Raw genomic sequence first — 23,594 nt, 5'->3', positions numbered from 1 at the left:
TCACCGGGACAGCCACGCCAGCTCCTCGCCCGTCGCTGTGCGCCCGCCGACCACCTCGACGAACACGTCCTCCAGCGAGCGGTCGCCGCGCACCTCGTCGAGCGTGCCGACCCGCTTGATCGTCCCCTCGGCGAGGATCGCGACGTGCGAGCAGAGCCGCTCGACGACCTCCATGACGTGGCTGGAGAAGATGACCGTCCCGCCGCCGACGACGTACCGGTGCAGGATGTCCCGGATCAGGGCCGCCGACACCGGGTCGACCGCCTCGAACGGCTCGTCGAGCACCAGCAGCCGGGGCCCGTGCAGCAGCGCGCAGGCCAGGCCGATCTTCTTCTTCATGCCCGCCGAGTAGTCCACGACCAGCGTCCGGCCGGCGTCGCCGAGGGCGAGCACGTCGAGCAGCTCCGCCGCGCGCTGGTCGACCACCGCCGGGTCCATGCCGCGCAACAGACCGTGGTACGCCAGCAGCTCCGCCCCGCTGAGCCGGTCGAACAGCCGTACGCCGTCGGGCATCACGCCGAGGAGCTGCTTCGCCCGGACCGGGTCGGTCCACACGTCGTGCCCGAGCACCCAGGCGCCTCCCGCGTCGGGGCGCAGCAGCCCGACCGCCATGGACAGGGTGGTGGTCTTGCCGGCCCCGTTCGGGCCGAGCAGCCCGTAGAACGAGCCGGCCGGCACGTCGAGGTCGACGCCCGCCACCGCCACCTTGCCGTCGAACCGCTTGGCGAGGCCACGCAGCGCGAGCGCGGAGTGCTCATCAGTCATGTTCCGACCGTATCCGGCGCTGGCCAGCGACCGCTCCCGCCCAGGGACGACCTGCGCCTCCTCCCCGGGCAGGAGGCGGCTCGGGTAGGTTGACGAAGGTCGTTCTTCGGATCCCGGTGCGAGGTGGCGGACAGTGCGGACGAGACTGGTGAACCCGAGCGGAGCGCCCGCCCCGGCAGGGCCCTAATCCCAGGTCGCCGAGGTGCGCCTCGGCGGTGCCACGCTTCTCGTGCTCTCCGGTCAGGTCGCCCTCGACGACGACAACCGCGACATCGTCGGGCCGGGCGACATGACGGCGCAGGCCGAGCGGACCCTGGACATCGTCGGTCAACTGCTCGCCGCGCACGGCGCGACCTTCGCCGACGTGATCAACATCCGGACCTACCTCAACGACATGGCCCACCGCGCCGAGTACGCGGCGGTGCGCGGGAAGTACTTCACCGGTGATCTTCCGATCAGCACGACCGTCGAGGTGTCGAAGCTGTTCCGGGACGACGCGCTGATCGAGATCGAGGTCACCGCCGTCGTCAGCGCCACCTGAGCGCCAAGGGTGTGAGAGGGGGACCCTTCTCTACCGGATGCGTTAAGAAGGGGCCCTTCCTTCGGAGCGGAGCGCCTCGGGGGAGTGCAGGCGCAGCATGGTGCCGGCCACGTCGGCCGGCAACCGCCGTCGGGACGCCACCGACACCGCGATCATCACCGTGAACGCGAGCGGCACCGTCCACGCCGCCGGCTGCGCGGTCAGCGTGGCCGGCCAGCCGGACAGCGGCGGGCCGAGCACCGTGACCAGCACCGCCCCGATCGCCGCCCCGCCGCCGGCCAGTACCCCGGCGGCGGCCCCCACGTCGGTCAGCCCCCGCCACCAGATGCCGAGCACCAGCAGCGGGCAGAAGCTGGACGCGGCGACGGCGAAGGCCAGCCCGACCACCTGGGAGACGTCCATCCCCGACACGTTCAGCGCGAGTGCCGCCGGCACCCCGCCCGCGATGACCGTGGCCAGCCGGAAGCCGCGCACCGAGCCCCGCCCCAGCACGTCCGTGGAGATCACCCCGGCGACGCTGGTGAGCAGCCCGGACGACGTCGACAGGAACGCGGCGAACGCCCCGGCGGCGACGAGCGCGGCGAGCAGCCGGCCGGTCAGGCCGTCGCCGAGCGCCGCGCCGGGCAGCAGCACCACCACCGCGTCGGTCTGCCCGGTCACCAGCAACTGCGGGGTGTAGATGCGGCCCAGCACCCCGTAGAGGGTGGGCAGCAGGTAGAACACGCCGACCAGGGCCAGCACCACCAGCGTGGTGCGCCGGGCCGCCGCCCCGTCGGGGTTGGTGTAGAACCGCACGAGCACGTGCGGCAGCCCCATGGTGCCCAGGAACGTGGCCAGGATCAGCGAGTACGTGGCGAACAGCCCCCGGTCGTCGTCCCCGGCGGCGCTGGGCAGCAGCCAGTCCGCGGCGTCGGTGGCCGTGCCGGAGACCTGCGGCACCGGGTCGCCGGCGGCGAAGTCGAGCCGGTCGCCGGGGCGTACCTCGCGGATGTCGCCGTCGGGGAGGGTGAGGGTCGCGCGGTGCTCGACCACGACGGTGGTCGCGGTCCGGAACGCCGGCCCGTCGGGCGGGGTCACCGCCGGGCGGGCGTCGGCCTGCCACTGCAACACCAGGAAGATCGCGGGTACGGCGAGCGCGGTCAGCTTCAGCCAGTACTGGAACGCCTGGACGAAGGTGATGGCCCGCATCCCGCCCAGCGCCACGTTCGCGGTGACCACCACCGCCACCACGAGCGCACCGACCGGGTACGCCGCCCCGGTCAGCGTGGCCAGGGTCAGCCCCGCCCCCTGCAGCTGCGGCACGAGGTACAGCCAGCCGATGAAGATCACGAAGGCGGTGGCGAGGGTACGCAACCGCCGCGACCCGAGCCGCACCTCGCAGAAGTCCGGCAGGGTGAACGCACCGGAGCGGCGCAACGGCGCGGCCACGAACAGCAGCAGGGCCAGGTAGCCGGCGGCGAAGCCGACGGGGTACCAGAGCACGTCCACGCCGTACTTGAGGATCAGCCCAGCCACGCCCAGGAAGCTCGCCGCCGACAGGTACTCCCCGCCGATCGCGGCGGCGTTCCAGGTCGGGCTGACCGAGCGGGAGGCGACGAGGAAGTCGGAGGTGGTCCGGGCCAGCCGCAGCCCGTAGAAGCCGATCCCGACCGTGACCAGGGTGACCGCGACGATCGCGGGGACGACGTACCCGTTGCCCATCTCAGCGCTCCGGCCGCTGGACCAGGTCGGTGAAGTCCTGCTCGTTGCGCTCGGCGAGCCACACGTACGCCCAGCCGACGGCGATGAGGAACGGGAAGGAGACCAGCCCCAGCAGCAGCCAGGGCAGGTTGATGCCGAACACGGTGACCCGCCCCACGGAGGGCGCGATGGCGAACAGCCAGGGCAGGCCGCCCAGGCCGATCAGCACCACCAGGCTCAGCCGCAGCGCCAGGGCGAGCTGGGCCCGCACCAGGCCCCGGACCAGCGCCTCGCCGACCCGGGTCTGCTGGGCCAGCTCGGCGCGGGCCCGGTCGGCGTCGGGCTCCCGGCGGGACACCTCGGCCAGCACGATCCGGGTCCGGCCGGGCGCGGTCGGCGCTGCGCCTGTCGCCTGGCCCGGGGTGCCGCCCGGCGTCTCGTCCCGGGCCGGTGCCCGAGGTGCCGGTGCGGGGTCGTCGGGTGCGGCCACCCCGGCAGTCTGGCCCGATCGGTGGGAATGTCAAGACCGGTGTGGCCGCTGGGCGCATCGCCCCGGTTCACCGGTTCCCGCAGTCGACGGCCGGCGCGCCGATCGGTCCCGCCGCGAGCAGGTCGCGGGCGGTCGCCCGGCCCAGGTTGGCCGTCCAGGCACCATCGGCCGGCAACGTGCCGGCGAGGGCCCGCAGCGCGCAGGAGCGCAGCGGCTCGGGCAGCCGGGTCAGCGCCGGCACCGCGTCGGCCGACAGCCCCGACAGGTACGACACGTCGATCCGGCCGGTCTGCCGGTGCCGGTCGACGTTGCGTTCGGCGATCAGCCGGTCCGGGTTCACCGCGGCCAGCCCGAGCAGGGCGAGCACCGCCGTGCCCACCACCAGCACGGGCAGCCGCCCCGCCCGCAGCAGCAGCACGGCCACCCCGACCAGCACGAACAGGGCCCCGAGCCACAGTTCGACGGCGGCCACCACCAGGCGCAGCCGGGTCGCCCCGTACGCGTCGGCGTAGACCTGCATCCGATACAGCGCCGAGGCGACGACGACCAGGCTGAGCGCGGTGAGCGTGCCGAGCAGGACCCGGACGAGGACCCGGTCGGCTCGGGTGGCGCGGGGGGCCCAGCGGGCCGCCCCGGCGATCACCAGCAGGGTCAGCGCGGAGACCGCGAGCAGCTGCCAGAACCCGCCGCGGGCGTACTGGGCGTAGCTGAGGCCGGCGGTGCGCAGCACGTGCGCGGAGCCGCCGAACAGCACGGCGAGCTGCACCAGCACGAACGCGGCGAACAGCGCGTCGAGCAGGGCCAGCGGCACGGCCCACTCCAGCCGGCGCACGGACCGGGCCGGGGCGACCCGCAGCCTGTCCAGGTCGGCCGGCGCGATCACCAGGTACGCCGCGCCGAGCAGCCCGCCACCGACCAGGGCGACGCGGAACAGCCAGCCGACCGCCCCGCCGACGCCGACCTCGGGCAGCGCGCCGGTGAGCAGGTCCGCGAAGACCGCGTCGGCGGAGGCGAGCAGCAGGCCGAAGACGAGGAGCAGTCCCACCGAGGCGGCGCCGGTGGCGAGCGCGCGCCGCAGCGTCGAGGCGGCCGGGCCGACGCGGCGCGCACCCCGTACCGCCCAGGGCAGCGCCCGGAACGGGGCGGCCGGGGTCAGCGCGACGGCGGCCAGCATGCCGAGCGGCGTCCGGGCGCCCACCACGGCGAGCGCTCCGGTGACCACGGCGGCGAGCAGGCAGAGCGCGAAGAGCCAGCCGGCGGCCCGGACGTACCCGACCGAGACGAGGGCGATCGTCGCGGCGGCCCAGGCCAGCCGGGCGGCCCGCCCCGGCGCCCCCGTGGCGTCGGGACGGGCCACCCCCGCTGCGTCCCCGGTTGGGGTGGACTTGGCGCGGGCCGCCGTCACCAGGGCGGCCGTGGCGACGAGCGTGGCGAGCGGCCAACCGAGGCCGGGGCGGTCGAGCGGGACGACCGTCGCCGCGACGACGGCGGCACCGGCCACCGCGCCGAGCACGACAGGCCGAGCACCGCTTGTCGCCCCCGACGCCTTCAGATCTTGGTACGAGTCTGCCCCCATGGGGGCCGTTTCGTACCAAGATCTCGCGGCGGGTTGGGGTGCAACAGGCATGGTGACTCCTCGGTCGGGCCGGGAAGGGACAAGTCGGGCCGGGAAGGGAGAAGAGCGGAAGAGACCGGGTCAGAGCGGGGCGGTGGTCGGGAGGGTGACCCGGATGCGGCAGCCCGGGGGTGCGCCGGGCGACTCCGGGTGCGGATCGAGGACGGCGATCGTGCCGCCGTGCAGCTCCACCACCCAGCGCGCGATGGCCAGCCCCAGGCCGGTGCCGCCGCCGGGTGACCGGTCGCCCCGGGTGAACCGCTCGAACACCCGGGACCGCTCCTCGACCGGGATGCCGTCTCCCTCGTCGGCCACCTCGAAGTGCAGCCGGCCGTCGCGTTCCGCCGCGCTGACCAGCACCGTCCCGCCCGGCGGGCTGTGCCGGGCGGCGTTGTCCAGGAGGTTCGCGAAGACCTGGTGGAGCCGCCCCGGGTCCGCGTACCCGGTCAGCGGGGCCGTCGGCGGGCGGAGCCGGAACCGGACGTCGCGCCCGACCCCGGCGGACGTCGCCGCCGCGTGCTCCACCGCCTCGCCGAGGAAGTCGACCAGGTCGATCCGCACCCGGCGCAGCGGCACCACCCCGGCGTCCAACCGGGACAGGTCCAGCAGGTCCGCGACGAGGTGGCCGAGCCGCTCCGTCTGGGCCAGCGCGGTCCGCAGCGCGGCCGGCTCGGTGGGCGCGACCCCGTCGACCAGGTTCTCCAGCACCGCCCGCAGCGCGGTGATCGGGGTACGCAGCTCGTGCGAGACGTTCGCGATCAGCTCCCGCCGACGCTGGTCGGCGGCGGCGAGGTCGGCGGCCATCTTGTTGAACGCGTGGGCCAGCTCGCCCACCTCGTCGCGCGAGGTGGCCCGCACCCGCCGGGAGTAGTCGCCCCGGGCCATCGCCCCCGCCGCCGCGGTCATCTCGCGCAGCGGGGAGGTCATCCCGTGCGCCAGCACCTGCGACGTGAGCAGGGCCAGGCCGATCGCGGTCAGCGAGGTCATCGGCGGCAGCCAGCCGATGGCCCACCAGAAGTAGCCCATCCCGGCGGCACCCGACGCGACCAGCAGCAGGCCGAGCTTCACCTTGATCGAGCGGACCGGGTCGAGCGGGCGGGGCAGCACCTTGTTGAGCCAGGTCACGAGGCGGTCGGTCACGGCTGGACCTCCAGCGCGTACCCGACGCCGTGCACGGTGCGGATCAGATCCGCGCCGAGCTTGCGTCGCAGGGCCTTGACGTGGCTGTCCACGGTGCGGGTGCCGGAGCCCTCGGCCCAGCCCCAGACGTCGGCGAGCAGCCGCTCCCGGGGCAGCACCGTGCGCGGTCGGCCGGCCAGGTGCACCAGCAGGTCGAACTCGATGGGCGTCAGGTGCACCTCGACGCCGGCCCGCGACACCCGACGTTCGGCCTGGTTGATCTCCACGTCGCCGACCGTGAGCGCGGCGGGCGCGGCGGCCGCCGCCCGCTCGACCCGGCGCAGCAGCACGTGCACCCGGGCGGCCAGCTCGCGCAGCGAGAACGGCTTGGTGAGGTAGTCGTCCGCGCCGACGGCCAGCCCGACCAGCAGGTCGGTCTCGTCGTCGCGGGCGGTGAGCATGAGGACCGGCACCGGCCGGTGGGCGCGGACCGCCGCCGTGGCGTCGGGCGGCCCGGCCTGGATCCGCCGGCACACCTCCAGGCCGTCGAAGCCGGGCAGCATCACGTCGAGTACGACGAGGTCGGGCTGCCACGCCCGGAACCGGGCGACCGCCGTGGGGCCGTCCCCGGCGGTCTCCACCGTGAATCCCTCGGCCCGCAGCCGGGCGGCGACCGACTCGGCGATCGTCCGCTCGTCCTCGACCACCAGGATCCTGCGTTCCCTCATGGCAGCTGACTGTAGGCAGCGGCTGTGGAGATCGGTGGGGAGCGTTGTGAACAACCTGTGGAGAACTCTCCACACCTGTGGATAACCCGGTGGATAACTCGTGGACGAGCGCTGTGGACAACCTGGCCGACCAGACTGCGTCAGCGGTTCCAGTCCTGCTTGGCGGCGCGCACCAGCTTGTCCTTCAGCTCCCGGGTGTGCCGGCGGCTCACCGGCAGCTCCGCCGAGTCGATCACCACCACGTACCCGGAGTTGACCAGCCGCAGCTCGGCGATGAGCTTGAGCTGCACCAGGTACGACCGGTGGATGCGGACGAACCCGGCGTCGGCCCAGCGCTCGGCGAGGGTGGCCAGCGACACCCGCACCAGGTGGGAGCCGTCGGCGGTGTGCAGCCGGGCGTAGTCGCCCTGCGCCTCCACCCAGCGCACCGCCGAACGGGGCAGCATCCGCGTCGTCCCCGCCAGCTCGATCGGGATCGTCGGGTCCTCCTCGGCGCGGGCCAGCGCCGCCGGATGCGTGGCGACCACCCGGGAGCCGATGACCCGGCGCAGCGACTCGGCCAGCCGTTCCGCCCGCACCGGCTTGCGCACGTAGTCCGTCGCGCCCAGGTCGAACGCGTCCACCGCCCCGTCGTCGTACGCGGTGACGAAGACGATCGCCGGGGGCCGGGCGAACCGGCGCAGCACCCGGGCCAGCTCCATCCCGTCGAGGCCGGGCATCCGGATGTCGAGGAACACCACGTCCACGTCGGCGTCGCGGAGCACCCGCAGCGCCTCGGTGGCGTCGCCCGCCGTGTGCAGCCGGGCCACCCGGGGGTCGGCCCGCAGGTGGTACGCCAGCTCGTCCAGCGCCGGCGGCTCGTCGTCGACGGCGAGCACCCGCAGGAAGCCGGGGCTGGTCACGAGGCGACCCGCACACCGGGGTGGAACTTCGGCACCCGCATGCTCACCTTCGTGCCCGAACCGAGGCCCGTCTCGACGACCAGGCCGAACCGGTCCCCGAAGGCCGAGCGGAGCCGCTCGTCGACGTTCGACAGGCCGACGTGCTGGCCCGGGTCGTCGGCGGGGTCGCTGCCGGCCCCGGCCAGCTCGGCGATGCCGGCGGTCAGTGTCGTCGGGTCCATGCCCACTCCGTCGTCCTCCACCGTGATGTGGCATTCGGCACCCGCGTCGCGGGCCTCGATGCTCACCATGCCGGTGCCGGGCTTGCGGGACAACCCGTGCCGGACGGCGTTCTCCACCAACGGCTGGAGGCAGAGGAACGGCAGGGTCACCGGCAGCACCTCCGGGGCGATCTGCAACCGCACCTGCAGCCGGTCGCCGAACCGGGCCCGCTCGATGGTCAGATAGCGGTCGATCGAGCGCAGTTCCTCCGCGAGGGTGGTGAACTCGCCGTGCGCCCGGAAGGAGTAGCGGGTGAACTCGGCGAACTCCAGGATCAGCTCTCGGGCCCGTTCCGGGTCGGTGCGCACGAAGGAGCCGATGGCGGTCAGCGCGTTGTAGATGAAGTGCGGGCTGATCTGGGCGCGCAGCGCGCGTACCTCGGCGCGGGCCAGCCGCTCCCGGGAGGCGTCCAGCTCGGCCAGGGCGAGCTGGTTGCCGGCCCAGTGCGCCGTCTCCAGGGTGGCCTGCACCAGCCCCGGGGCGGGCGGGCCGTCGGCGACGGCGATCAGCGCGCCGACCACCCGGCCGTCGGCGCGCAGCGGCGCGACCATCGCGCCCCGCACCGGGCAGTCGACCCGGTCGCAGTGCAGCTCCGCCTCCCCCAGCACCGTGGACCGCCCGCCGGAGGCCGCCCGCCGGGCCGCCGCGACGAGCTGGTCGGCGTGGTGCGTGCCGCGCCCGTCGAGGGCGAGCAGCGCGTCCCGGTCCGTCAGGGCCAGCCCGGCCGCGCCGACGAGGGCCCGCAGATGGCGTACGGCCTTCGCCGCGCCCGCCGCGCTCAGGCCCGTACGCAGCGGCTCGGCGGCCAGCCCGGCGGTGTGCAGCACCTCGTAGGTGGCCCGCTGGGTGGCGGTGGCGATGCCCCGGCGGGCGCGCAGCCGGACCACCGCGTACAGGGCGGCGCCCAGCGCGGTGACCAGGGAGACGACGCCGAGCACGGCGGAGAGGTTGCCAGCCACCCCGCGATCCTGACGGCTGTCGTCGCCGCGCGCTAGTACGCGCCCTTGCGGGCCAGCACCACGCCCACCGTGCGCCACAGGATGCTCAGGTCGTATGCCAAAGACCAGTTGTCGACGTAGTAGAGGTCGAGCCGGACGGCCTCGTCCCAGGACAGGTCGGAGCGGCCGGAGACCTGCCACAGCCCCGTCATGCCGGGCCGCACCAGCAGCCGGCGGCGCACGTCGCCGAGGAAGTCGCCGTCGTCGGCGGGCAGCGGACGCGGCCCCACCAGCGACATCTCGCCCCACAGCACGTTGATCAACTGGGGCAGCTCGTCGAGCGAGGAGGCCCGCAGGAAGCGGCCCACCGGGAAGACCCGGGGGTCGTGCTTCATCTTGAACAGCATGCCGTCGGTCTCGTTCTGGTCGACCAGGCCGGCGAGCCGGTCCTCGGCGTCGACGTACATGGTGCGGAACTTCCACACCCGGAACGTGCGGCCCTCGTGGCCGACCCGGGGCTGGCGGAAGAAGACGGGGCCGGGGTCGGAGAGCCGGATGGCCGCCCCGATCGCCAGGAACACCGGCACGAGCAGGAGCAGGCCGAGGCCGGCGGCGACCCGGTCCATCAGGTTCTTGGCCAGCAGCGCCGGGCCCGACAGGGTCGGCTCCTCGACGTGCAGCAGCGGCAGCCCCTCGATGGGGCGGATGTGCACTCGGGGGCCGGCGATGTCGGTGAGCTGCGGGGCCACCACCAGGTCGACGCCGGAGCCTTCGAGCTGCCAGGCCAGCCGGCGCAGCTCGCCCGGCTCGGCGCTGGCGGAGCCGCAGACCGCGATCGTGTCGCCGCCGACCTCCCGCACCAGGGCGAGGACGTCGCGGCCCGCGTACACCGGGACGGGGGTCTGGATGCCCCGGGCCGCCGCGTAGCCGTCGGTGATGTGGATGGCCACCGGGACCAGCCCGGCGCTCGGGTTGCGGGTGACCGCGGTGTAGACCTCCAGGCACTCCGGCAGGGTGCCGACCAGCACCATCCGGTGCCCGGCCTGGCCGACCCGGCGGCGCACCGCGTGCAGGGTGAACCGGGCCAGGATGCGGCCGAACAGGATCAGCACCAACGCCCCGAGCAGCGCGAAACCGACGGTGTAACGGGACAGGTCGGTCTTGGTGGCGAACGCGATGAACGAGACGGTGGCGGCCACCGCCACGCCGGCACGGATCACCCGTTTGAACTCGTCCGGCCCGAGCCCCATGTAACGCCGGTCGTAGGCCCGGTTGCCCCAGAGGATGACCAGCCAGCCGAGCGGCAGCAGCAGGAACGCGACCGTGTAGAACCAGGTCGGGTCCGCCTGGGCGTTGTAGAAGCCGGCCCGGGCCTGCCCGAATGCCTCCTGCGCGGCCCAGTCGGCCAGCACCACGGCGAGGAAGTCGACCAGCAGCAGGGCGGCCGTGTAGGGGCGGTGCCAGCGGGAGACGCGCCGGCGGGCCCGCGCCCACGCCGACCGGGGGACACCGTTGTGGGACGGCGGTGTCGGCGGCTGGATCTCGAAGCTGTCGACGTGCCGCACGAGTTGGCTCCGGCCTGTGTTGGTTACCGGGCGCTGGAGGCTAGTCGTCACCTCACCCATGTCCTCCCGCATGACGCGCGCCGCTCACTCGCAGTGAGGGCCCGGGTCGCCCACCGTTCAGTTTCCCACGCGGGGCCCGCGCCGGACGTCGACCCGAGGGAGTTCGCGCCCAGTGCGCCGCATGGGATCCGGCCGGCTCCACCTCAGGTGCGAAAAGCCGGGGACCGGGCCACTATACCGATGGATGACGGACCGGGTAGAGGCGCGGACCGGGAGGATCGGCGCTCCGGAGGCGAATCCCCTCCGTAACCCCCGGGTGTCGTTACTCACCGTACGATTCGCGACAACCGTCGGTCAGCCAACGGCTTCCCGCCGGTCTGACAGGTCGGGCAATATTGCAGGCTCGAATCGGCGAAACTGACCTCCCGGACCGTATCGCCGCAGACGGGGCACGGCAGGCCGGTGCGGGCGTGCACGGCCAGCCCCGAACGCTTCTCGCCCTTCAGTTCCGCCGCCCGGTGTCCCAGCGACCGGGACACCGCGTCGCCCAGCACCCGCCCGGTCGCCCCGTGCAGGGCGGCGACCTGATCGTCGGTGAGCCGGTCGGTCAGCGCGAACGGCGACAGCTTCGCCGCGTGCAGGATCTCGTCGGAGTACGCGTTGCCGACCCCGGCCAGCACCGACTGGTCCGTCAGCACCCCCTTGACCTGGCCCCGCCGGCTGCGGATGCGCGCGGCGAACGTGGGCAGGTCGGCGGCGAGCGCGTCCGGGCCGAGCTTCGCCACCCCCGGCACCGTCGCCGGGTCGGCCACCAGGTAGGCGGCCAGCTTCTTCTGGGTGCCCGCCTCGGTCAGGTCGAAGCCGGAGCCGTCGTCGAGCCGCACCCGCAGCGCGATCGGCCCCTTGCCGGGGCGCAGCGGCACACCGGACGGGAACGACTCCCGGTAGTGCAGCCAGCCGGCCCGCGCCAGGTGCACCACTAGGTGCAGGTCGCCGTCGAAGACGACGTCGAGGAACTTGCCGTGCCGCCGCGCGTCGGTCACCGTGCGCCCCGACACGGCGGAGGGCGCCGGATCGTACGTCTTCAGGGCGCTGATCGCGGCGACCTCGACCCGGTCGACGCGCCGGGACACGGCGCGCTCCCGCAGGTAGCCGGCGAGCGCTTCCACCTCGGGAAGTTCGGGCATCGTTCAACGGTAGCCTTCATCCCCGTGAGAATCGTGGTGGCGCACAACCGGTACCGGGAAGCCCAGCCGTCCGGCGAGAACACCATCGTCGACGCGGAGATCGCCCAGCTCCGCGCGGCGGGGGTGGAGGTGCTGCCGTTCCTGCGCAGCTCCGACGAGATCCCGAGCCTGCCGAAGACGGCGAAGGCGCTGCTGCCGATCTCCCCGATCTACGCCCCCCGCGCCCAGCAGGAGCTGAGCCGGCTCATCACCGAGCACCGGCCGGACGTGCTGCACCTGCACAACCCGTACCCCCTGCTCTCGCCCTGGGTGGTGCGGACCGCGCACAAGCACAATGTGCCGGTGGTGCAGACGGTGCACAACTACCGGCAGGTCTGCTCCTCCGGGCTCTACTTCCGCGACGGGGTGATCTGCCAGGACTGCCGGGGCCGGGCGCTCGGCGTGCCGGCGATCGTGCACCGGTGCTACCGGGGGTCGCGGGCGCAGAGCGCGCTGATGGCCACCACCCTGGCCGTGCACCGGGGCACCTGGCACTCGGTGGACCGGTTCATCGCCCTCACCAGCGCCGTCGGCGACCACCTGCGCGACTACGGGGTGCCGGCGGAGCGGATCGTGGTGAAGCCCAACGGCATCCCCGACCCGGGCACCCCCGCGCCGCTGGGCGACGGCTTCCTCTACATGGCGCGGCTCTCGCCCGAGAAGGGGCTGGGGCTGCTGCTGGACGCCTGGCGGCGGCACCCGGACGGCGCCCTCGGGCCGCTGCGCATCGCCGGGGACGGCGAGCTGCGCCACCTGGCCGAGGCCGCCGCCGCCGAACGCGCCGACGTCACCTACCTCGGGCCGCTGGACCGCGCCGGGGTGCGCGCCGCCATCGACGCCAGCGCGGTGATCATCGCCGCGTCCACCTGGCACGACGTGTTGCCCACGGTGATCATCGAGGCGCTGGCCAGCGGGCGGCCGGTGCTCGGCACCGCCCTCGGCGGCATCCCGTACCTCGTCGGCGCGGACGCCCCCCGCGAGCCCGCCGGCACCGGCCCGGCCGCCGTCGCCACGGCCGCCCCCGGGGCGGGCCGCGTCCCGCTGCCGCACGGGGTGCAGGAGGGCGAGACGGGCTGGGTGGTGGCCCCGGAGCCGGCCGCGATGGCCGCCGCGCTGCCGGTCGCCCGCGCGGGCGCGGCGGCGCTGGCCGCCCCGGCGCGGTTGCGCTACGAGCGCACGTTCCACCCCGACGTGGTCACCAAGCGCCTCATCGACGTGTACGCCTCGCTGGCGCGCTGAGCTTTCCCGAGCCTTTCGGCGGCTGCTACGAGGCGAGCCGCTCGGGTGCGTGGCGGCGGGGGTCGGTCGGCTCGATGGCGCGCACGGGCCTGTCGACCTCGGCCTTGTTGATCTCGGCCCGGTTGATTTCGGCCCACACGGCGTCGAGGGAGAGGCCGAGGACGTCGGCGATCGCCGCGATGGTCGAGAAGGCCGGGGTCGCCACGCGCCCCGACTCGATCTTGCGAAGGGTCTCCGGCGAGACGCGGGCGTCGAGCGCGGTGTGGAGCATCGAGCGGTCCCCCCGGGCGTGGCGCAGCAGGGCGCCGAGGCGCTGCCCGCGCTCGACCTCCTCGGGGGTGAGCGGCAACCTGACCATGCGGCCGATTCTAGTACCGGGATAGTATGGCCGGGATAGTTATTGGTGGCACGAGGAAGGCGCCGCATGATCGAGATCCTGAGCCCCACCCAACTGCCCCGGGCGCGGGAGGCCGGCGCCCTGGTCGCCGACATCCTCCAGACGCTCAAGGGCCGCTGCGAGGTGGGCACCAACCTCCTCGACATCGACCGGTGGGCCCAGGCCATGATCGTCGAGGCCGGGGCCTCGTCCTGCTACGTCGACTACGCGCCGTCCTTCGGGCGCGGACCCTTCGGCCACTACATCTGCACCTCCGTCAACGACGCCGTGCTGCACGGGCTGCCCCACGACTACGCGCTCGCCGACGGCGACCTGCTCTCCCTCGACCTCGCCGTCTCCGTGGGCGGCGTCGTCGCCGACTCCGCGATCAGCTTCATCGTCGGCGACTCGAAGCCCGCGGAGAGCGTGGCGCTGATCGCCGCGACCGAACGTGCGCTCGCCGCCGGCATCGCCGCCGCCGGGCCCGGCGCGCGCATCGGCGACATCTCCCACGCCATCGGCACGACGTTGCAGTCTGCCGGCTACTCGGTCAACACCCAGTTCGGCGGGCACGGCGTCGGGTCGACCATGCACCAGGACCCGCACGTGTCCAACACCGGGCGACCCGGCCGGGGCTACAAGCTGCGCCCCGGGCTGCTGCTGGCCCTGGAGCCGTGGATCATGGCGGACACCGACGAGCTGATCACCGACGAAGACGGATGGACGCTGCGCAGCAAGACGGGCTGCCGTACGGCGCACAGCGAGCACACGATCGCCATCACCGAGGACGGGGCGGAGATCCTCACCCTCCCGAGGCAGGCGTAGTCGTGACGCCGGAGCCGGTGAGCGCCGTGCTGCTGCCGGGTCCGGGGGCGCCCGGCAGATACGCGTCCCTGGTGGCCAACGGGGTGATCCGCCTCAAGGTGGCCACCACGAGCGACCTCGACCGGCTACCCCGTTACGACGTGCCGTCCGAGGTGTCGCCCCTCGACCTGCTGCTGACCGACCGCGAGCACGACAAGCGGTGACCTGCCTCGACCCGCCTGCCTTGATCACGCTGCTCTCCGGCGGCTCCCGCCAATCAATGGGTAGATCTTGGTACGAAACTGCCCCCAGGGGGGCCACTTCGTACCAAGATTCATGTCTACGCCTATCGCAAGCGGTCGTCCGCTTGCGTCTCGGCGGGGCGGGCGGAGGCGGCGTCGATGACGTTGCGGGCGGCGGTCGCCACGCGACACTCCGGAACCCGGCACACCCGGCAGCGGCCGTCCGGCCCGGCCCGATGATCGCGCAGCACCGCCCTGGCGGTCAGGATCAGCCGGTTGCGGATCTGGGCCAGCGACAGGAACGGCCCGGTCATGCTCAGGTCACCCCGACGGCGACGGCGAGCTGCACGATCGCGGCCGGGGCGTGCGGGTCGCGGGCGATCTGGGCGAGCACCTCCCGGGCGGCCGGCCGGTGGCGTACCTCTGCGGGGGCCAGCCGGTCCGCGTCGAGCAGCACCCGACCCGCGCGGGCCGGGTCGTCGGCCCAGGCGTAGGCGCGGGCCGCGTCGACCAGGTGCGCCGCGCGGTGCTCCAGCGGCAGCCACCGCCAGCCGTCCCGCCTGGTCGTCCGCTCGTGCCAGGCGACCGCCCCGCCCGCGTCGCCCAGGTCGAGGGCTGCGGCGGCACGGGCCAGGTCCACGGCCGTCGGCCCGAACGCGGTCCGATGATGATCCTGGCCGTCGCCTACCCGGGCGGCCATGCCGGCGGCCTCGTCGAGCAACTCGTCGGCGGCGCGGTCGTCGCCCCGGCGGGCCGCCGACAGGGCCCCCTGCACCAGCAGCGTCCCGCACAACGACAACGCCCCGGGGGCACTCTCCGCCGGATCGGCCGGCGCGATCCGGTACGCCGCAGCCAGCACCGCCGACTGCGCCGCCCGAGCCCGCCCCGCCGCGCGGAACACCTGGCCGAGCTGCACCGCAGCGGCGGCCACCAGCACGGGATCGCCGGTCGCGGCGGCCATCGCCCGGTCCGCCGCCAGCCAGCCCAGCTCCACCTCGCCGAGCTTCACCAGCACCGACGCGGCGAGCCGGTATCCCTCCACCAGCAGCGGCCCACCCCACCCCGGATCGTCGGCGGCGGCCCGCTGCAAGCCTGCCAGCAGGCCCGGCACGGCGGCGATCACCTGCGGATACCGCGCATGCTGGAACGTCACCCACGCGTGCTCGACGTCCCGGGCCAACCGGTCCGCCGGCACGGCACCGTGGCGGGCCGGCGGCCGACCCAGAGCGATCTCGTACGTCGACAGGGCCTCCCGGATCCGCGCCACCCCCTCGACCCGCTCGGCCGTGGCGGCAGGCTGGGCGTCCCGGCCGAGGAGCACGGCGGTGTCGATCCGCAGCACGGCGGCGATGTCCCGCAACGTCGACACCTTGTCCAGCGACCGCACACCCCGCTCGACCTTGTCGACCCAGGATTTCGACCTGCCGAGCCGATCGGCGAACACCTGCTGCGACAGCCTCCGCCGTCCCCGCCAGTACGCCACCCGCCGGCCCACCGGCAGCAGCTCAGGGCTGTTCACGCTGCCACCGCCGGTCCGGCTTCGCCCGGGTGCTCTCCTCGGCGGGTATCCGCTCCGCCTCGGCCTGGGCGAGGATCCGCTGCCGGGCGGCCTCCCGTTCGGCGGCCTGGATCTGCTCGCCCCGGTCCTCGCGCTCGGGCTTCCGCCGCGCCGTCACGACCAGCGCCCCGCGCGGTGGTCCCCGGCGAGGACGGGCACCGGTCGTTCCGGCAGGTAGGGCACCCGCGCCACGCCGACGGCCCGGTATGCCGCCGGCCGGTCCGGCGCTGTCCTCGGTGGGCAGGGGCAGTCGGGCGGGTTCGCGCGGCGGCGCTCGAAGGGCCAGAGCCGGCGCAGCAGACCGGGGCGCGTCGCGTTCTTCGCATGCCGAGCCATCGGGCCTCCCGAAGGTAGTGACTTCTTTCTCGCCATGGGCTGACACCTTGGAGCTGAACTTCGCCGCAACCCGGTCGGTCGGAGGGCTCCGTCCAGCGCCGTTAGCGACACCCGCTGTGCCGGTGCGCGATCTGAGCGGGTAGCCCTTCTCCGTTGTCGTGCCCATCTCCGGAGACGGGCCGATTCACACCGAAGATCCAGCCGTCAACACACCGCTACGCGACGTGTTGCCCATCTAGGGGAACCCACCAGCGACCCCCCTGTCAAGTGCGACAGGGGGGTTGGCGTGGCCGTGGTCAGGCTTCCTGCCAGCCCTTGCGAGTGATCCGTCAGGGCTTCCAGATTCGGAAGGGGGTTAGCTCAGGATGCTTCAATAATGGGTTGGCGGCGAAGGCTGTACGGGAGCGCGGAGCTTCAGGAGCGCCTGGGTGTCTCGCGTGTCCGGGTCGTCCAGCTCACCAGCCGACCTGATTTCCCCGAGCCGTTCGACCGGTTGGCAGGCGGGGCGGTCTGGCTGGTGGAGGAAGTAGAAGCCTGGATCGCCGCGCACCAGCCGTGGAAGGCTCGGGGAGCGGACGAGCCGCCGCCGCCGGAGGTTTGAGCGGTCAGGAGAATGGGCGCGCAATGGCCCGTGCGGCTGCTCCGGGCTATTCGCGGTTCAGCCTGCTCGGCGGGATTCACGTGGCTCACTCACCAGGCATTTGTCTTCATTCTTGCTGTTCATCGGCACCGCGATGTGGACGTAGTTGGTATGTTTGTTGCCGCCTGCACAAGCTTGGTCTCGGCTCAACAAGGTCCCGTCACGCGCTCCCTGAGCTGAGCTGGAAGCTCGGCGTGGCAAGAGAAAGGGGCAGTCGTGGAACTGAAGTGGCGCAAGTCCACCCGCAGCGACTCGAACGGCGGCGCGTGCGTCGAGGTGGCGGACCTCCGCGACGGGGTGGCCGTCCGAGACAGCAAGGACAAGTCCGGCCCGACGCTGGCCTTCGACGCCCAGGGCTGGCGCGCGTTTATCGGCTCCCTCAAGACCAACTAACGCCGCCTCCCGCATCGACACACGGCACTGTGCCCCGGCTCCCTTCTTCGGAGCCGGGGCACAGTGCTTTCCTGAGCAGTCGAGGGCACGTCACCGGCGGCTACTACGGCAGTGGGCGTTCGAGGTTTCGCTGAACGAAGCGGACGGACGTGCCGGTGCCACCACCTGATCGTCCGCTTGGCGGGCGTCCTTTCGGATCTGGCCTTGGCCGGAGGCCGCACCGTAGCCTCGGTGGTTCTCACCACAGTGGACGGTCATCGGGTCGCCCACGCCGCAGACGCTCACTCAACGACCCGCGCGCCAGGACGGCGTAGCGGGGACGTGACGATCTAAGGAGTTCAAGGCATGGCAGCAGATGCCTTCGACGGGCCGGTTTCGGAAGCAGCCGTACGTGGGCAGCAAGTCCTTGACCTTCTGCACAAGGCAATCGACATGCAGAGCCCACTGGTACGCAAGAACATCACCCGGGCCCGCCAGCGGAACCCGGAGGCGACGCCGGCAGAGGTGATCCGCAATCTGGAGCGGATGTACGTGAGTGCCTTGACCGCGACGGGTGCTGCGGTGGGCGGAGCCGCAGCGGCACCCGGCGTGGGCACGGGTGTCGCACTGGCGCTGTCGGCCGGCGAGGCCGTCTCGTCTCTTGAGCTGAGCGCCCTCTTCGCGCTCTCGGTCGCCGAAGTCCACGGGGTCCCCATCGACGAGATTGAGCGCCGCCGAACGATCGTCCTGGGAATCATGCTTGGCGGGTCCGGCTCCGCCACTATTTCCAAGGTCGCCGAGCGTACGGGGCAACACTGGGCACGTCAGATCGTCGCCATGGTGCCGGGCGAGACTCTGCGCCAGATCAACAAGGTTCTGGGGCGACACTTCATCACGAAGTACGGGACCAAGCAGGGAATCATCGTTCTCGGTCGAGTAGCGCCGTTCGGCGTCGGTGCTGTGATCGGCGGTGGCGCCAACGCCGCCCTCGCTGCTCTGGCTGTGCGGGCCGCTCGTCGCGCCTTCGGTGAAGCCCCGGCCAACTGGCCAGCCTGACCCGCCAACACACTCCCTCTCCACATCCCACTACGCGCCGATCTTGCACTTTCGGCCCCTCGGAAGGGTGCTTCACCCCTTTTGCCGGGGCCGTAACTGCAAGATCGCTGCAGGGGTGGGCAGGTGGACCGCGAATCGGTGGCGTGCGGCGGGTGCGGGCAGCGTCGGGGTGTTACTCGTTCCAGTGGACACCCCAGTACGCGGTGACCTTTCGAAGGTCGCCGCCGTATCTGATCGCGCCTTCCCGCTTCCAGCCGCAGTCGACCAGGCGTATCGACACGGCCCGCTCCTGGGGGTAGCCGAAGACGATCGCATGCTCGACAGTCTGACCGAGCAGGCACATCTCATCCTGGGGTGGATCGGCCGGCAGGCCGTTCAGGTACGCCGAAAGCTCATCGACGCGCTCAGTGAGCTTCCTGCTGGCGTCCAGCCGTAACGGGATCACGCTGCCGTGCCGGTAGGTGCAGAGGAACACCTCGGTAGCCCTTGTCGGCACCAGATCAGCGATGCCGCCGGACGGCGAAGAGCGCTCGTCCCAGGTGTCCGGGCAGCGGGCGGGGCCAGCCTCGGTGTTGTCCGTGGAGGCCGGCTGGGCCTGTGCCTGTGCCGGTCTCTCCTGACCGTGCAGCAGGGTGAAGGCCGCACTGAGGCAACCCACGGCCAGGACCGCTGCGGCTATCGCGAGACGCCGCCGCCCGAGTGGGAATCCTGCATTGTCGACCGTCTGTGCCACCGACAACTACCAATCAACGACTCTCGTGCCACCGACATCATAGGTGCCCCCGGTGGGACCGCCGCTGACTCCGTCACGCGGTGCCGGGGTGCTTCTGGCGGCGAAGGCCGTACCGGAGTGCGGAGTTTCAGGGGCGCCTGGGCATCTCACGCGTCCGGGTCATCCAGAGAACGACAGGTGTGGAGCCGTGTCGCGTACCAGCGCTCCGCAGCCTGTCATACGGGATTGGCATGATCACCTGTGCGCGGTCCCGGGGTGCCGGTCGCGCTGGGCGACAGCTATCCGAAGGAGACGTCGTGTCCGACTGGGACGACCTGCTTGGTCACGCGTTCGGGCTGCTGCTCGGCCGGCCGTTGGCGGAGTTCGACGCGGCGGGGACGTACGCGGTCTTCCACTACGACGACGAGACCGCCGGCGATGTGCTCGAGGACCTTGATCCCGCAGAACTCGTCGCCGACGTCAACGGAAGGTCAGGCGACAACGGCGGCGACTGGCTCTACCCGGACCGCTGGATGGACGACCTGGCCAGATCGGCGTTCATCGCCACGGAGGTGCGGCCCGCCGCGCTCCAGCCGCTGCTGACCGTCACGACGGACGACGACCGGGCCCTGGTGTGGGGCAGGGACATCGGCAGGGCGCTACAGGCCGGCTCGCTGAGTCTCGACGAACTCACCCCCGATGGCTACCGGCTGTTTCCCCACCTGCTCCTGCGGCCACGGACGGACGGCTCGCTGTTCGACGCGATGCGGGCGGCGACGTGGACGATGAGCGCTCCAGACGGCCTGTCCGACATCGGCGAGAGCCTCGTGCGGGAAGGGTACGTCACGTCCGAGGCGAGTGTGGTTGACCCTCGCTGGGAATCGGCCCTGGACCAGGTCGGCGACGACGCGCTGCGACGGCATCTCCGTGGGCTGTGCCTCGACGCTCACTGGGCACGGATGGCCGGCGCGTACTACCTCGGCCCCGGTAAGTGCCCAAGCGATTTCGGGCCGATCGCCGCCCTGCCGGGCAGCAAGGCGATCGCCGGCTGGGAGTTCGGTGAGGGCCAGGGCGCCATGGTCGTCATGCACCTGAGTGAGCCTTCCGTCGGGTCGCACGGACGACGCCGGCCGGTCGGGCGACCCGCTGAAGGTGGTCCGCCCCCTCCGCCCGCCACGACGCACCGATCTTGCACTTTCGGCCCCTCGGATACGTGCTTCACCCTAATTGCCGGGGCCGTAACTGCAAGATCGCGGTGGGCGGGGCGGGGCGGGAGCGCGGACAGCGGGGACGGAGCCGGTCCCGTGAGGGGATGGGTTGGCCTGGAGTCGCAGCCGGATCGGGTCGCGCCCTCCCCGGGCTGAACGCGTGCGTCGAAAGGTTGTTGATGCGCTCAAGGCCTTCCTGCTGGTGGCTGGACCGTGCTGGTCGCCACCCGAGCCGGTGCCGGTTCGCCTGCTCACCGGCCCACCGGGTGCTTGACCCGTGTTATCGACGGAACCTAAACTTTCGATCTGTTATCGCTAACAGTGGCGTCAGTCGATGAGAGCCGACGGGTCATTGACGCCGGGGTCAAGGGCAGTCCCCAGGGCGACGCTGGAGGGCGGTGCCGACCGGTCCGGGCAGGACCGGGGCACGCGCGTATCACCACCACCAGCCAGGAGGACGCAACATGACGCAGGATCAGACCGAGTCGGTCGGCGGCGAGCGGCGCACGCTGAGCCGGAGAACCGTATTGACGACGGTGGGGGCCGTGCCGGTCGCGGCGGCCGCCGGGACGCTGCTGGGAGCGACGGGAGCCTCGGCCGCGCCCGCGACCATCAACCTGTCGGCGCAGCGGCAGACGATCAAGGGGTACGGCGCCATGGCCCACGCGGCCTGGATCGGCGACCTGACGGCCGCCCAGCGGGAGACGGCGTTCGGCACCGGCGAGGGCCGGCTGGGCTTCTCCATCCTGCGGATCCCCGTCGGCGAGAGCTCGGCTGACTTCGGCCGCGACCTCGCGACGGCGAAGCGCGCCGTCGAGCTGGGGGTGACCGTCTTCGCGTCGCCGTGGAACCCGCCGGCCAGCATGATCGAGACCTTCACCCGGGGCAGCCAGACCAACGCGAAGCGGCTCCGGGCCAGCTCGTACGCCGCCTACGCGCAGCACCTCAACGACTTCACCACGTACATGCGTAACAACGGGGTGCCCCTCTACAGCATCTCCGTGCAGAACGAGCCCGACTACGCCCACGACTGGACCTGGTGGACCTCCGCCGAGATGGTCAAGTTCCTGCGGGAGAACGCCGGCTCGATCAGCACCAAGGTCATGGCGCCCGAGTCGTTCCAGTACATCAAGTCCATGTCGGACCCGATTCTCAACGACGCCACCGCGCTGGCCAACGTGGACATCATCGGGGCCCACCTCTACGGGACGTCGTACTCGAACTTCCCGTACCCCCTCTTCAAGCAGAAGGGTGCGGGCAAAGAGCTGTGGATGACCGAGGTCTACTACCCCAACAGCAACACCAACTCGGGTGACGCCTGGCCCGAGGCGCTCGACGTGGGCGAGCACATCCACCGCGCCATGGTGGACGCCGAGTTCCAGGCGTACGTGTGGTGGTACCTGCGGCGCAGCTACGGCCCCATGCGCGAGGACGGCCAGATCAGCAAGCGCGGTGCCATGATGGCGCACTTCGCTCGGTTCGTCCGGCCCGGCTACACGCGGATCGACGCGACGGCGAACCCGGCGTCGAACGTCTACGTGTCGGCGTACCGGGGTGGTAACACCGTCGTCATCGTCGCCGTCAACAAGAACACCTCGTCGGTGAGCCAGCAGTTCACCCTGTCGGGCGCCACCGCGTCCGGCAGCGTCCAGAACTGGCTGACCGACGCGAGCCGGACCGTCGCGCCGCAGAACGCGCTCACCATGTCCAACGGCTCGCTCACCGTCACGCTCCCCGCGCGGAGCATCATGACCTTCGTGACCAGCGTGAACGGCACCCCGCCGCCCACCACGCCGCCGCCCACCTCCACCCCCACCCCGACCCCCACCCCCACGTCCGGCGGGGGCACGGGTCCCCGGGTCGCCTACACGATGAACTCGTGGGGCACCGGCTTCACGGCCAGCATCGACATCACCAACACGGGCACCTCGGCGATCAACGGCTGGACGCTGGCGTTCACCCTGCCCTCGGGCCAGTCGATCACCTCGGGCTGGGGCGCCACGTACTCGCCGTCCAGCGGCCAGGTGAGCGCCCGCAACGTCGAGTACAACGGCACGATCGCCCCCGGGGCCACCATCAACGTCGGCTTCCAGGCCACCACCAGCGGCAACACCGCCGAGCCGACCGCCTTCACCCTCAACGGCGTCGCCTGCACGGTGGTCTGACCGGCACGCTGGCCACCTGAGATAGCTGGAGACCGGGTGCGGTTCCTCCGTCGGGGAGGGGCCGCACCCGGGTGCTCAGGTCGTACCATCGGTGCTTTTCATTTGTGAAACGGCGGCCCGGCGGGTGGGCTGCCGGTCATCGGGCCGGGCCCGTCTCCGGCGGTGTCGACGAGGCGGCGGGCCGCGCACCGTGTGTGCGCGACCCGCCTGGGTACGGTCGGACTCTGCTCGCCTGGGCCTACTTGTAGACGATGTTGGACGACGTGTACTTGCAGTACGTACCGTCGGGGCCGCTGCCCGTCTTGACGGGTTCCTTGCCGGTGTTGTTGCCGGTGTAGCGCTCGCAGATGGCGATCTTCTTGCTGCTGTCGCCGTAGATGGTGATGCCCGAGAAGGTCGCGGTGTCGCCGTAGTTGGTGTTGATGCCGGCGAGCGACTTGCCGGGCGCGGTCACGGTGACGTTCTGGATGACGACCGTCCGCTTGTACTGGGTCGAGCAGTTGCCGCACGACCGGTACAGCTTGCCGAAGTTGCTGACGTCGAAGTTCTTGATGGTCAGCTTGCCGCCGCCGTTGTGCTGGAACACCTTGTCGGAGGCGGACCGGGCACCCCCGCCGTCGACCGTGTAGTTCGCCGACGAGCCGCCCTTGAACGTGGCGGCGTCCTCGCCCACGTCCTCCCACCAGACGTTGATCAGCGTGCAGCTGCCCTTGCAGTGGATGCCGTCGGCGGCCGGCGAGCCGATGATCAGGTTCTTGACCACGGCTCCGTCGGCCAGCTCGAAGAGCGGCTTCTGGCTCTCGCTCTGGCCGCCGTCGCCCATCGCGCCGCCGGCCTTGTAGCGCACCAGGCCGAAGTCCTTGGTGCCGCTGACCGGCTGGGTGCTGGTCACGGTGGTGGTGCTCTTGGGCGTCGGCCAGGTGGCGGCCTGCGCGCCGGTCTGGGTTACGGCCAGGCCGGTGGCGACCAGTCCTGCGGTGACGAGCGGCAGCAGGGCGAGCCGCCACCGCCGGTGGCGGGGCGTCGCGCCGTTCTCACGTGTGGTCACGTGTCCTC

The 23,594-nt window shown here is 72.4% G+C and carries 25 protein-coding genes; 8 read left to right on the top strand and 17 right to left on the bottom strand.

The genetic code is table 11. The features are described from left to right. Complete coding sequence (locus tag GA0070558_RS03865) at positions 1-765, bottom strand: ABC transporter ATP-binding protein (protein WP_091275814.1); 765 nt, start codon at positions 763-765, stop codon at positions 1-3. Between the two features lie 202 nt (positions 766-967). On the opposite strand from GA0070558_RS03865, the gene GA0070558_RS03860 reads away from it, so the two are divergent. Further along, complete coding sequence (locus GA0070558_RS03860; protein ID WP_218106960.1) at positions 968-1,306, top strand: RidA family protein; 339 nt, start codon at positions 968-970, stop codon at positions 1,304-1,306. Between the two features lie 42 nt (positions 1,307-1,348). Here the strand turns inward: GA0070558_RS03860 and GA0070558_RS03855 are convergent, their stop codons facing one another. The 9 genes from GA0070558_RS03855 to GA0070558_RS03815 form a co-directional block, all read right to left on the bottom strand. Beyond that, positions 1,349-3,007 (bottom strand): sodium/solute symporter, encoded by a 1,659-nt coding sequence (locus GA0070558_RS03855; RefSeq protein WP_077935272.1) that lies wholly within the window; start codon positions 3,005-3,007, stop codon positions 1,349-1,351. A 1-nt stretch (position 3,008) separates the two neighbouring features. Continuing rightward, positions 3,009-3,359, bottom strand: a complete 351-nt coding sequence (locus tag GA0070558_RS03850) for a DUF485 domain-containing protein (protein WP_043963597.1) — start codon at positions 3,357-3,359, stop codon at positions 3,009-3,011. 184 nt (positions 3,360-3,543) lie between these two features. Next, entirely contained in the window at positions 3,544-4,989 is a 1,446-nt protein-coding gene (locus tag GA0070558_RS03845; RefSeq protein ID WP_256091755.1) for a DUF4153 domain-containing protein, read from the bottom strand. Between the two features lie 183 nt (positions 4,990-5,172). Beyond that, a complete protein-coding gene (locus GA0070558_RS03840) occupies positions 5,173-6,231 on the bottom strand; it encodes a HAMP domain-containing sensor histidine kinase (RefSeq protein WP_091275809.1) in 1,059 nt (352 codons plus the stop codon). Next, positions 6,228-6,938 carry a response regulator transcription factor gene (locus GA0070558_RS03835; RefSeq protein ID WP_091275807.1) on the bottom strand — a complete coding sequence of 237 codons (711 nt, stop codon included), beginning with the start codon at positions 6,936-6,938 and terminating at the stop codon, positions 6,228-6,230. The genes GA0070558_RS03840 and GA0070558_RS03835 overlap by 4 nt, the downstream gene beginning before the upstream one ends. Positions 6,939-7,078: 140 nt before the next feature. Then, entirely contained in the window at positions 7,079-7,840 is a 762-nt protein-coding gene (locus tag GA0070558_RS03830; RefSeq protein ID WP_091275804.1) for a LytR/AlgR family response regulator transcription factor, read from the bottom strand. Beyond that, positions 7,837-9,060: a sensor histidine kinase gene (locus tag GA0070558_RS03825; RefSeq protein WP_091275802.1), complete on the bottom strand. Its 1,224-nt coding sequence runs from the start codon at positions 9,058-9,060 to the stop codon at positions 7,837-7,839. Before GA0070558_RS03825 ends, GA0070558_RS03830 begins: the two co-directional genes overlap by 4 nt. 32 nt (positions 9,061-9,092) lie before the next feature. After that, a complete protein-coding gene (locus tag GA0070558_RS03820; RefSeq protein ID WP_176734105.1) occupies positions 9,093-10,664 on the bottom strand; it encodes a sugar transferase in 1,572 nt (523 codons plus the stop codon). A 266-nt stretch (positions 10,665-10,930) separates the two neighbouring features. After that, positions 10,931-11,791, bottom strand: a complete 861-nt coding sequence (locus tag GA0070558_RS03815; protein WP_091275799.1) for an Fpg/Nei family DNA glycosylase — start codon at positions 11,789-11,791, stop codon at positions 10,931-10,933. A gap of 24 nt (positions 11,792-11,815) precedes the next feature. Between GA0070558_RS03815 and GA0070558_RS03810 the strand changes: the two genes are divergently transcribed. Continuing rightward, positions 11,816-13,069, top strand: coding sequence for a glycosyltransferase family 4 protein (locus tag GA0070558_RS03810; protein WP_091275796.1), 1,254 nt, complete (start codon positions 11,816-11,818; stop codon positions 13,067-13,069). A 25-nt stretch (positions 13,070-13,094) separates the two neighbouring features. Here GA0070558_RS03810 and GA0070558_RS03805 read toward each other — a convergent pair whose 3' ends face one another. Further along, positions 13,095-13,427, bottom strand: coding sequence for a helix-turn-helix domain-containing protein (locus tag GA0070558_RS03805; protein WP_077935263.1), 333 nt, complete (start codon positions 13,425-13,427; stop codon positions 13,095-13,097). A 66-nt stretch (positions 13,428-13,493) separates the two neighbouring features. Between GA0070558_RS03805 and map the strand changes: the two genes are divergently transcribed. Beyond that, complete coding sequence (gene map / locus GA0070558_RS03800) at positions 13,494-14,270, top strand: type I methionyl aminopeptidase (RefSeq protein WP_091275790.1); 777 nt, start codon at positions 13,494-13,496, stop codon at positions 14,268-14,270. A 2-nt stretch (positions 14,271-14,272) separates the two neighbouring features. After that, complete coding sequence (locus tag GA0070558_RS03795) at positions 14,273-14,473, top strand: hypothetical protein (RefSeq protein ID WP_176734094.1); 201 nt, start codon at positions 14,273-14,275, stop codon at positions 14,471-14,473. 122 nt (positions 14,474-14,595) lie between these two features. Here GA0070558_RS03795 and GA0070558_RS03790 read toward each other — a convergent pair whose 3' ends face one another. Genes GA0070558_RS03790 through GA0070558_RS32700 form a run of 4 tightly spaced genes read right to left on the bottom strand, consistent with a single transcriptional unit; the run spans position 14,596 to position 16,385 of the window. Then, positions 14,596-14,805 (bottom strand): hypothetical protein, encoded by a 210-nt coding sequence (locus tag GA0070558_RS03790; RefSeq protein WP_091275787.1) that lies wholly within the window; start codon positions 14,803-14,805, stop codon positions 14,596-14,598. Between the two features lie 2 nt (positions 14,806-14,807). Beyond that, the gene (locus tag GA0070558_RS03785; protein ID WP_256091754.1) at positions 14,808-16,010 is read right to left on the bottom strand and encodes a helix-turn-helix domain-containing protein; all 1,203 of its coding nucleotides are present in this window, start codon (positions 16,008-16,010) and stop codon (positions 14,808-14,810) included. Next, positions 15,997-16,167, bottom strand: a complete 171-nt coding sequence (locus GA0070558_RS33255; protein WP_176734093.1) for a hypothetical protein — start codon at positions 16,165-16,167, stop codon at positions 15,997-15,999. Before GA0070558_RS33255 ends, GA0070558_RS03785 begins: the two co-directional genes overlap by 14 nt. Continuing rightward, positions 16,164-16,385 carry a hypothetical protein gene (locus GA0070558_RS32700; protein WP_141722157.1) on the bottom strand — a complete coding sequence of 74 codons (222 nt, stop codon included), beginning with the start codon at positions 16,383-16,385 and terminating at the stop codon, positions 16,164-16,166. The genes GA0070558_RS33255 and GA0070558_RS32700 overlap by 4 nt, the downstream gene beginning before the upstream one ends. Positions 16,386-17,241: 856 nt before the next feature. Between GA0070558_RS32700 and GA0070558_RS03775 the strand changes: the two genes are divergently transcribed. Next, positions 17,242-17,418 (top strand): DUF397 domain-containing protein, encoded by a 177-nt coding sequence (locus GA0070558_RS03775; protein WP_091275781.1) that lies wholly within the window; start codon positions 17,242-17,244, stop codon positions 17,416-17,418. Positions 17,419-17,763: 345 nt separating this feature from the next. Next, entirely contained in the window at positions 17,764-18,453 is a 690-nt protein-coding gene (locus tag GA0070558_RS03770; protein ID WP_091275777.1) for a hypothetical protein, read from the top strand. Between the two features lie 172 nt (positions 18,454-18,625). On the opposite strand, the gene GA0070558_RS34100 is transcribed toward GA0070558_RS03770, so the two are convergent. Continuing rightward, positions 18,626-19,186, bottom strand: coding sequence for a hypothetical protein (locus GA0070558_RS34100; protein ID WP_256091753.1), 561 nt, complete (start codon positions 19,184-19,186; stop codon positions 18,626-18,628). A 296-nt stretch (positions 19,187-19,482) separates the two neighbouring features. Here GA0070558_RS34100 and GA0070558_RS03760 point away from each other — a divergent pair, with 296 nt between their 5' ends. Both GA0070558_RS03760 and xynC read left to right on the top strand, forming a co-directional pair. After that, positions 19,483-20,529, top strand: coding sequence for a hypothetical protein (locus GA0070558_RS03760; protein ID WP_091275775.1), 1,047 nt, complete (start codon positions 19,483-19,485; stop codon positions 20,527-20,529). A 308-nt stretch (positions 20,530-20,837) separates the two neighbouring features. Continuing rightward, positions 20,838-22,538, top strand: a complete 1,701-nt coding sequence (gene xynC / locus GA0070558_RS03755; RefSeq protein ID WP_091275772.1) for a glucuronoarabinoxylan endo-1,4-beta-xylanase XynC — start codon at positions 20,838-20,840, stop codon at positions 22,536-22,538. Positions 22,539-22,776: 238 nt separating this feature from the next. On the opposite strand, the gene GA0070558_RS03750 is transcribed toward xynC, so the two are convergent. After that, positions 22,777-23,586, bottom strand: a complete 810-nt coding sequence (locus tag GA0070558_RS03750) for a pectate lyase (protein ID WP_077935247.1) — start codon at positions 23,584-23,586, stop codon at positions 22,777-22,779. Positions 23,587-23,594: the final 8 nt, after the last annotated feature.

The organism is Micromonospora haikouensis (genome assembly GCF_900091595.1).
GTDB lineage: Bacteria > Actinomycetota > Actinomycetes > Mycobacteriales > Micromonosporaceae > Micromonospora > Micromonospora haikouensis.
Note: the sequence above shows the minus strand (reverse complement) of the source record. Positions and strands in the feature narration are given on the sequence as shown.

Coding starts and splice junctions, on each gene's coding strand:
- GA0070558_RS03865 (WP_091275814.1), bottom strand. CDS start 765: ATGACTGATGAGCACTCCGCGCTCGCGCTGCGTGGCCTCGCCAAGCGG.
- GA0070558_RS03855 (WP_077935272.1), bottom strand. CDS start 3,007: ATGGGCAACGGGTACGTCGTCCCCGCGATCGTCGCGGTCACCCTGGTC.
- GA0070558_RS03835 (WP_091275807.1), bottom strand. CDS start 6,938: ATGAGGGAACGCAGGATCCTGGTGGTCGAGGACGAGCGGACGATCGCC.
- GA0070558_RS03820 (WP_176734105.1), bottom strand. CDS start 10,664: ATGGGTGAGGTGACGACTAGCCTCCAGCGCCCGGTAACCAACACAGGC.
- GA0070558_RS03815 (WP_091275799.1), bottom strand. CDS start 11,791: ATGCCCGAACTTCCCGAGGTGGAAGCGCTCGCCGGCTACCTGCGGGAG.
- GA0070558_RS03805 (WP_077935263.1), bottom strand. CDS start 13,427: ATGGTCAGGTTGCCGCTCACCCCCGAGGAGGTCGAGCGCGGGCAGCGC.
- map (WP_091275790.1), top strand. CDS start 13,494: ATGATCGAGATCCTGAGCCCCACCCAACTGCCCCGGGCGCGGGAGGCC.
- GA0070558_RS03790 (WP_091275787.1), bottom strand. CDS start 14,805: ATGACCGGGCCGTTCCTGTCGCTGGCCCAGATCCGCAACCGGCTGATC.
- GA0070558_RS32700 (WP_141722157.1), bottom strand. CDS start 16,385: ATGGCTCGGCATGCGAAGAACGCGACGCGCCCCGGTCTGCTGCGCCGG.
- GA0070558_RS03770 (WP_091275777.1), top strand. CDS start 17,764: ATGGCAGCAGATGCCTTCGACGGGCCGGTTTCGGAAGCAGCCGTACGT.
- xynC (WP_091275772.1), top strand. CDS start 20,838: ATGACGCAGGATCAGACCGAGTCGGTCGGCGGCGAGCGGCGCACGCTG.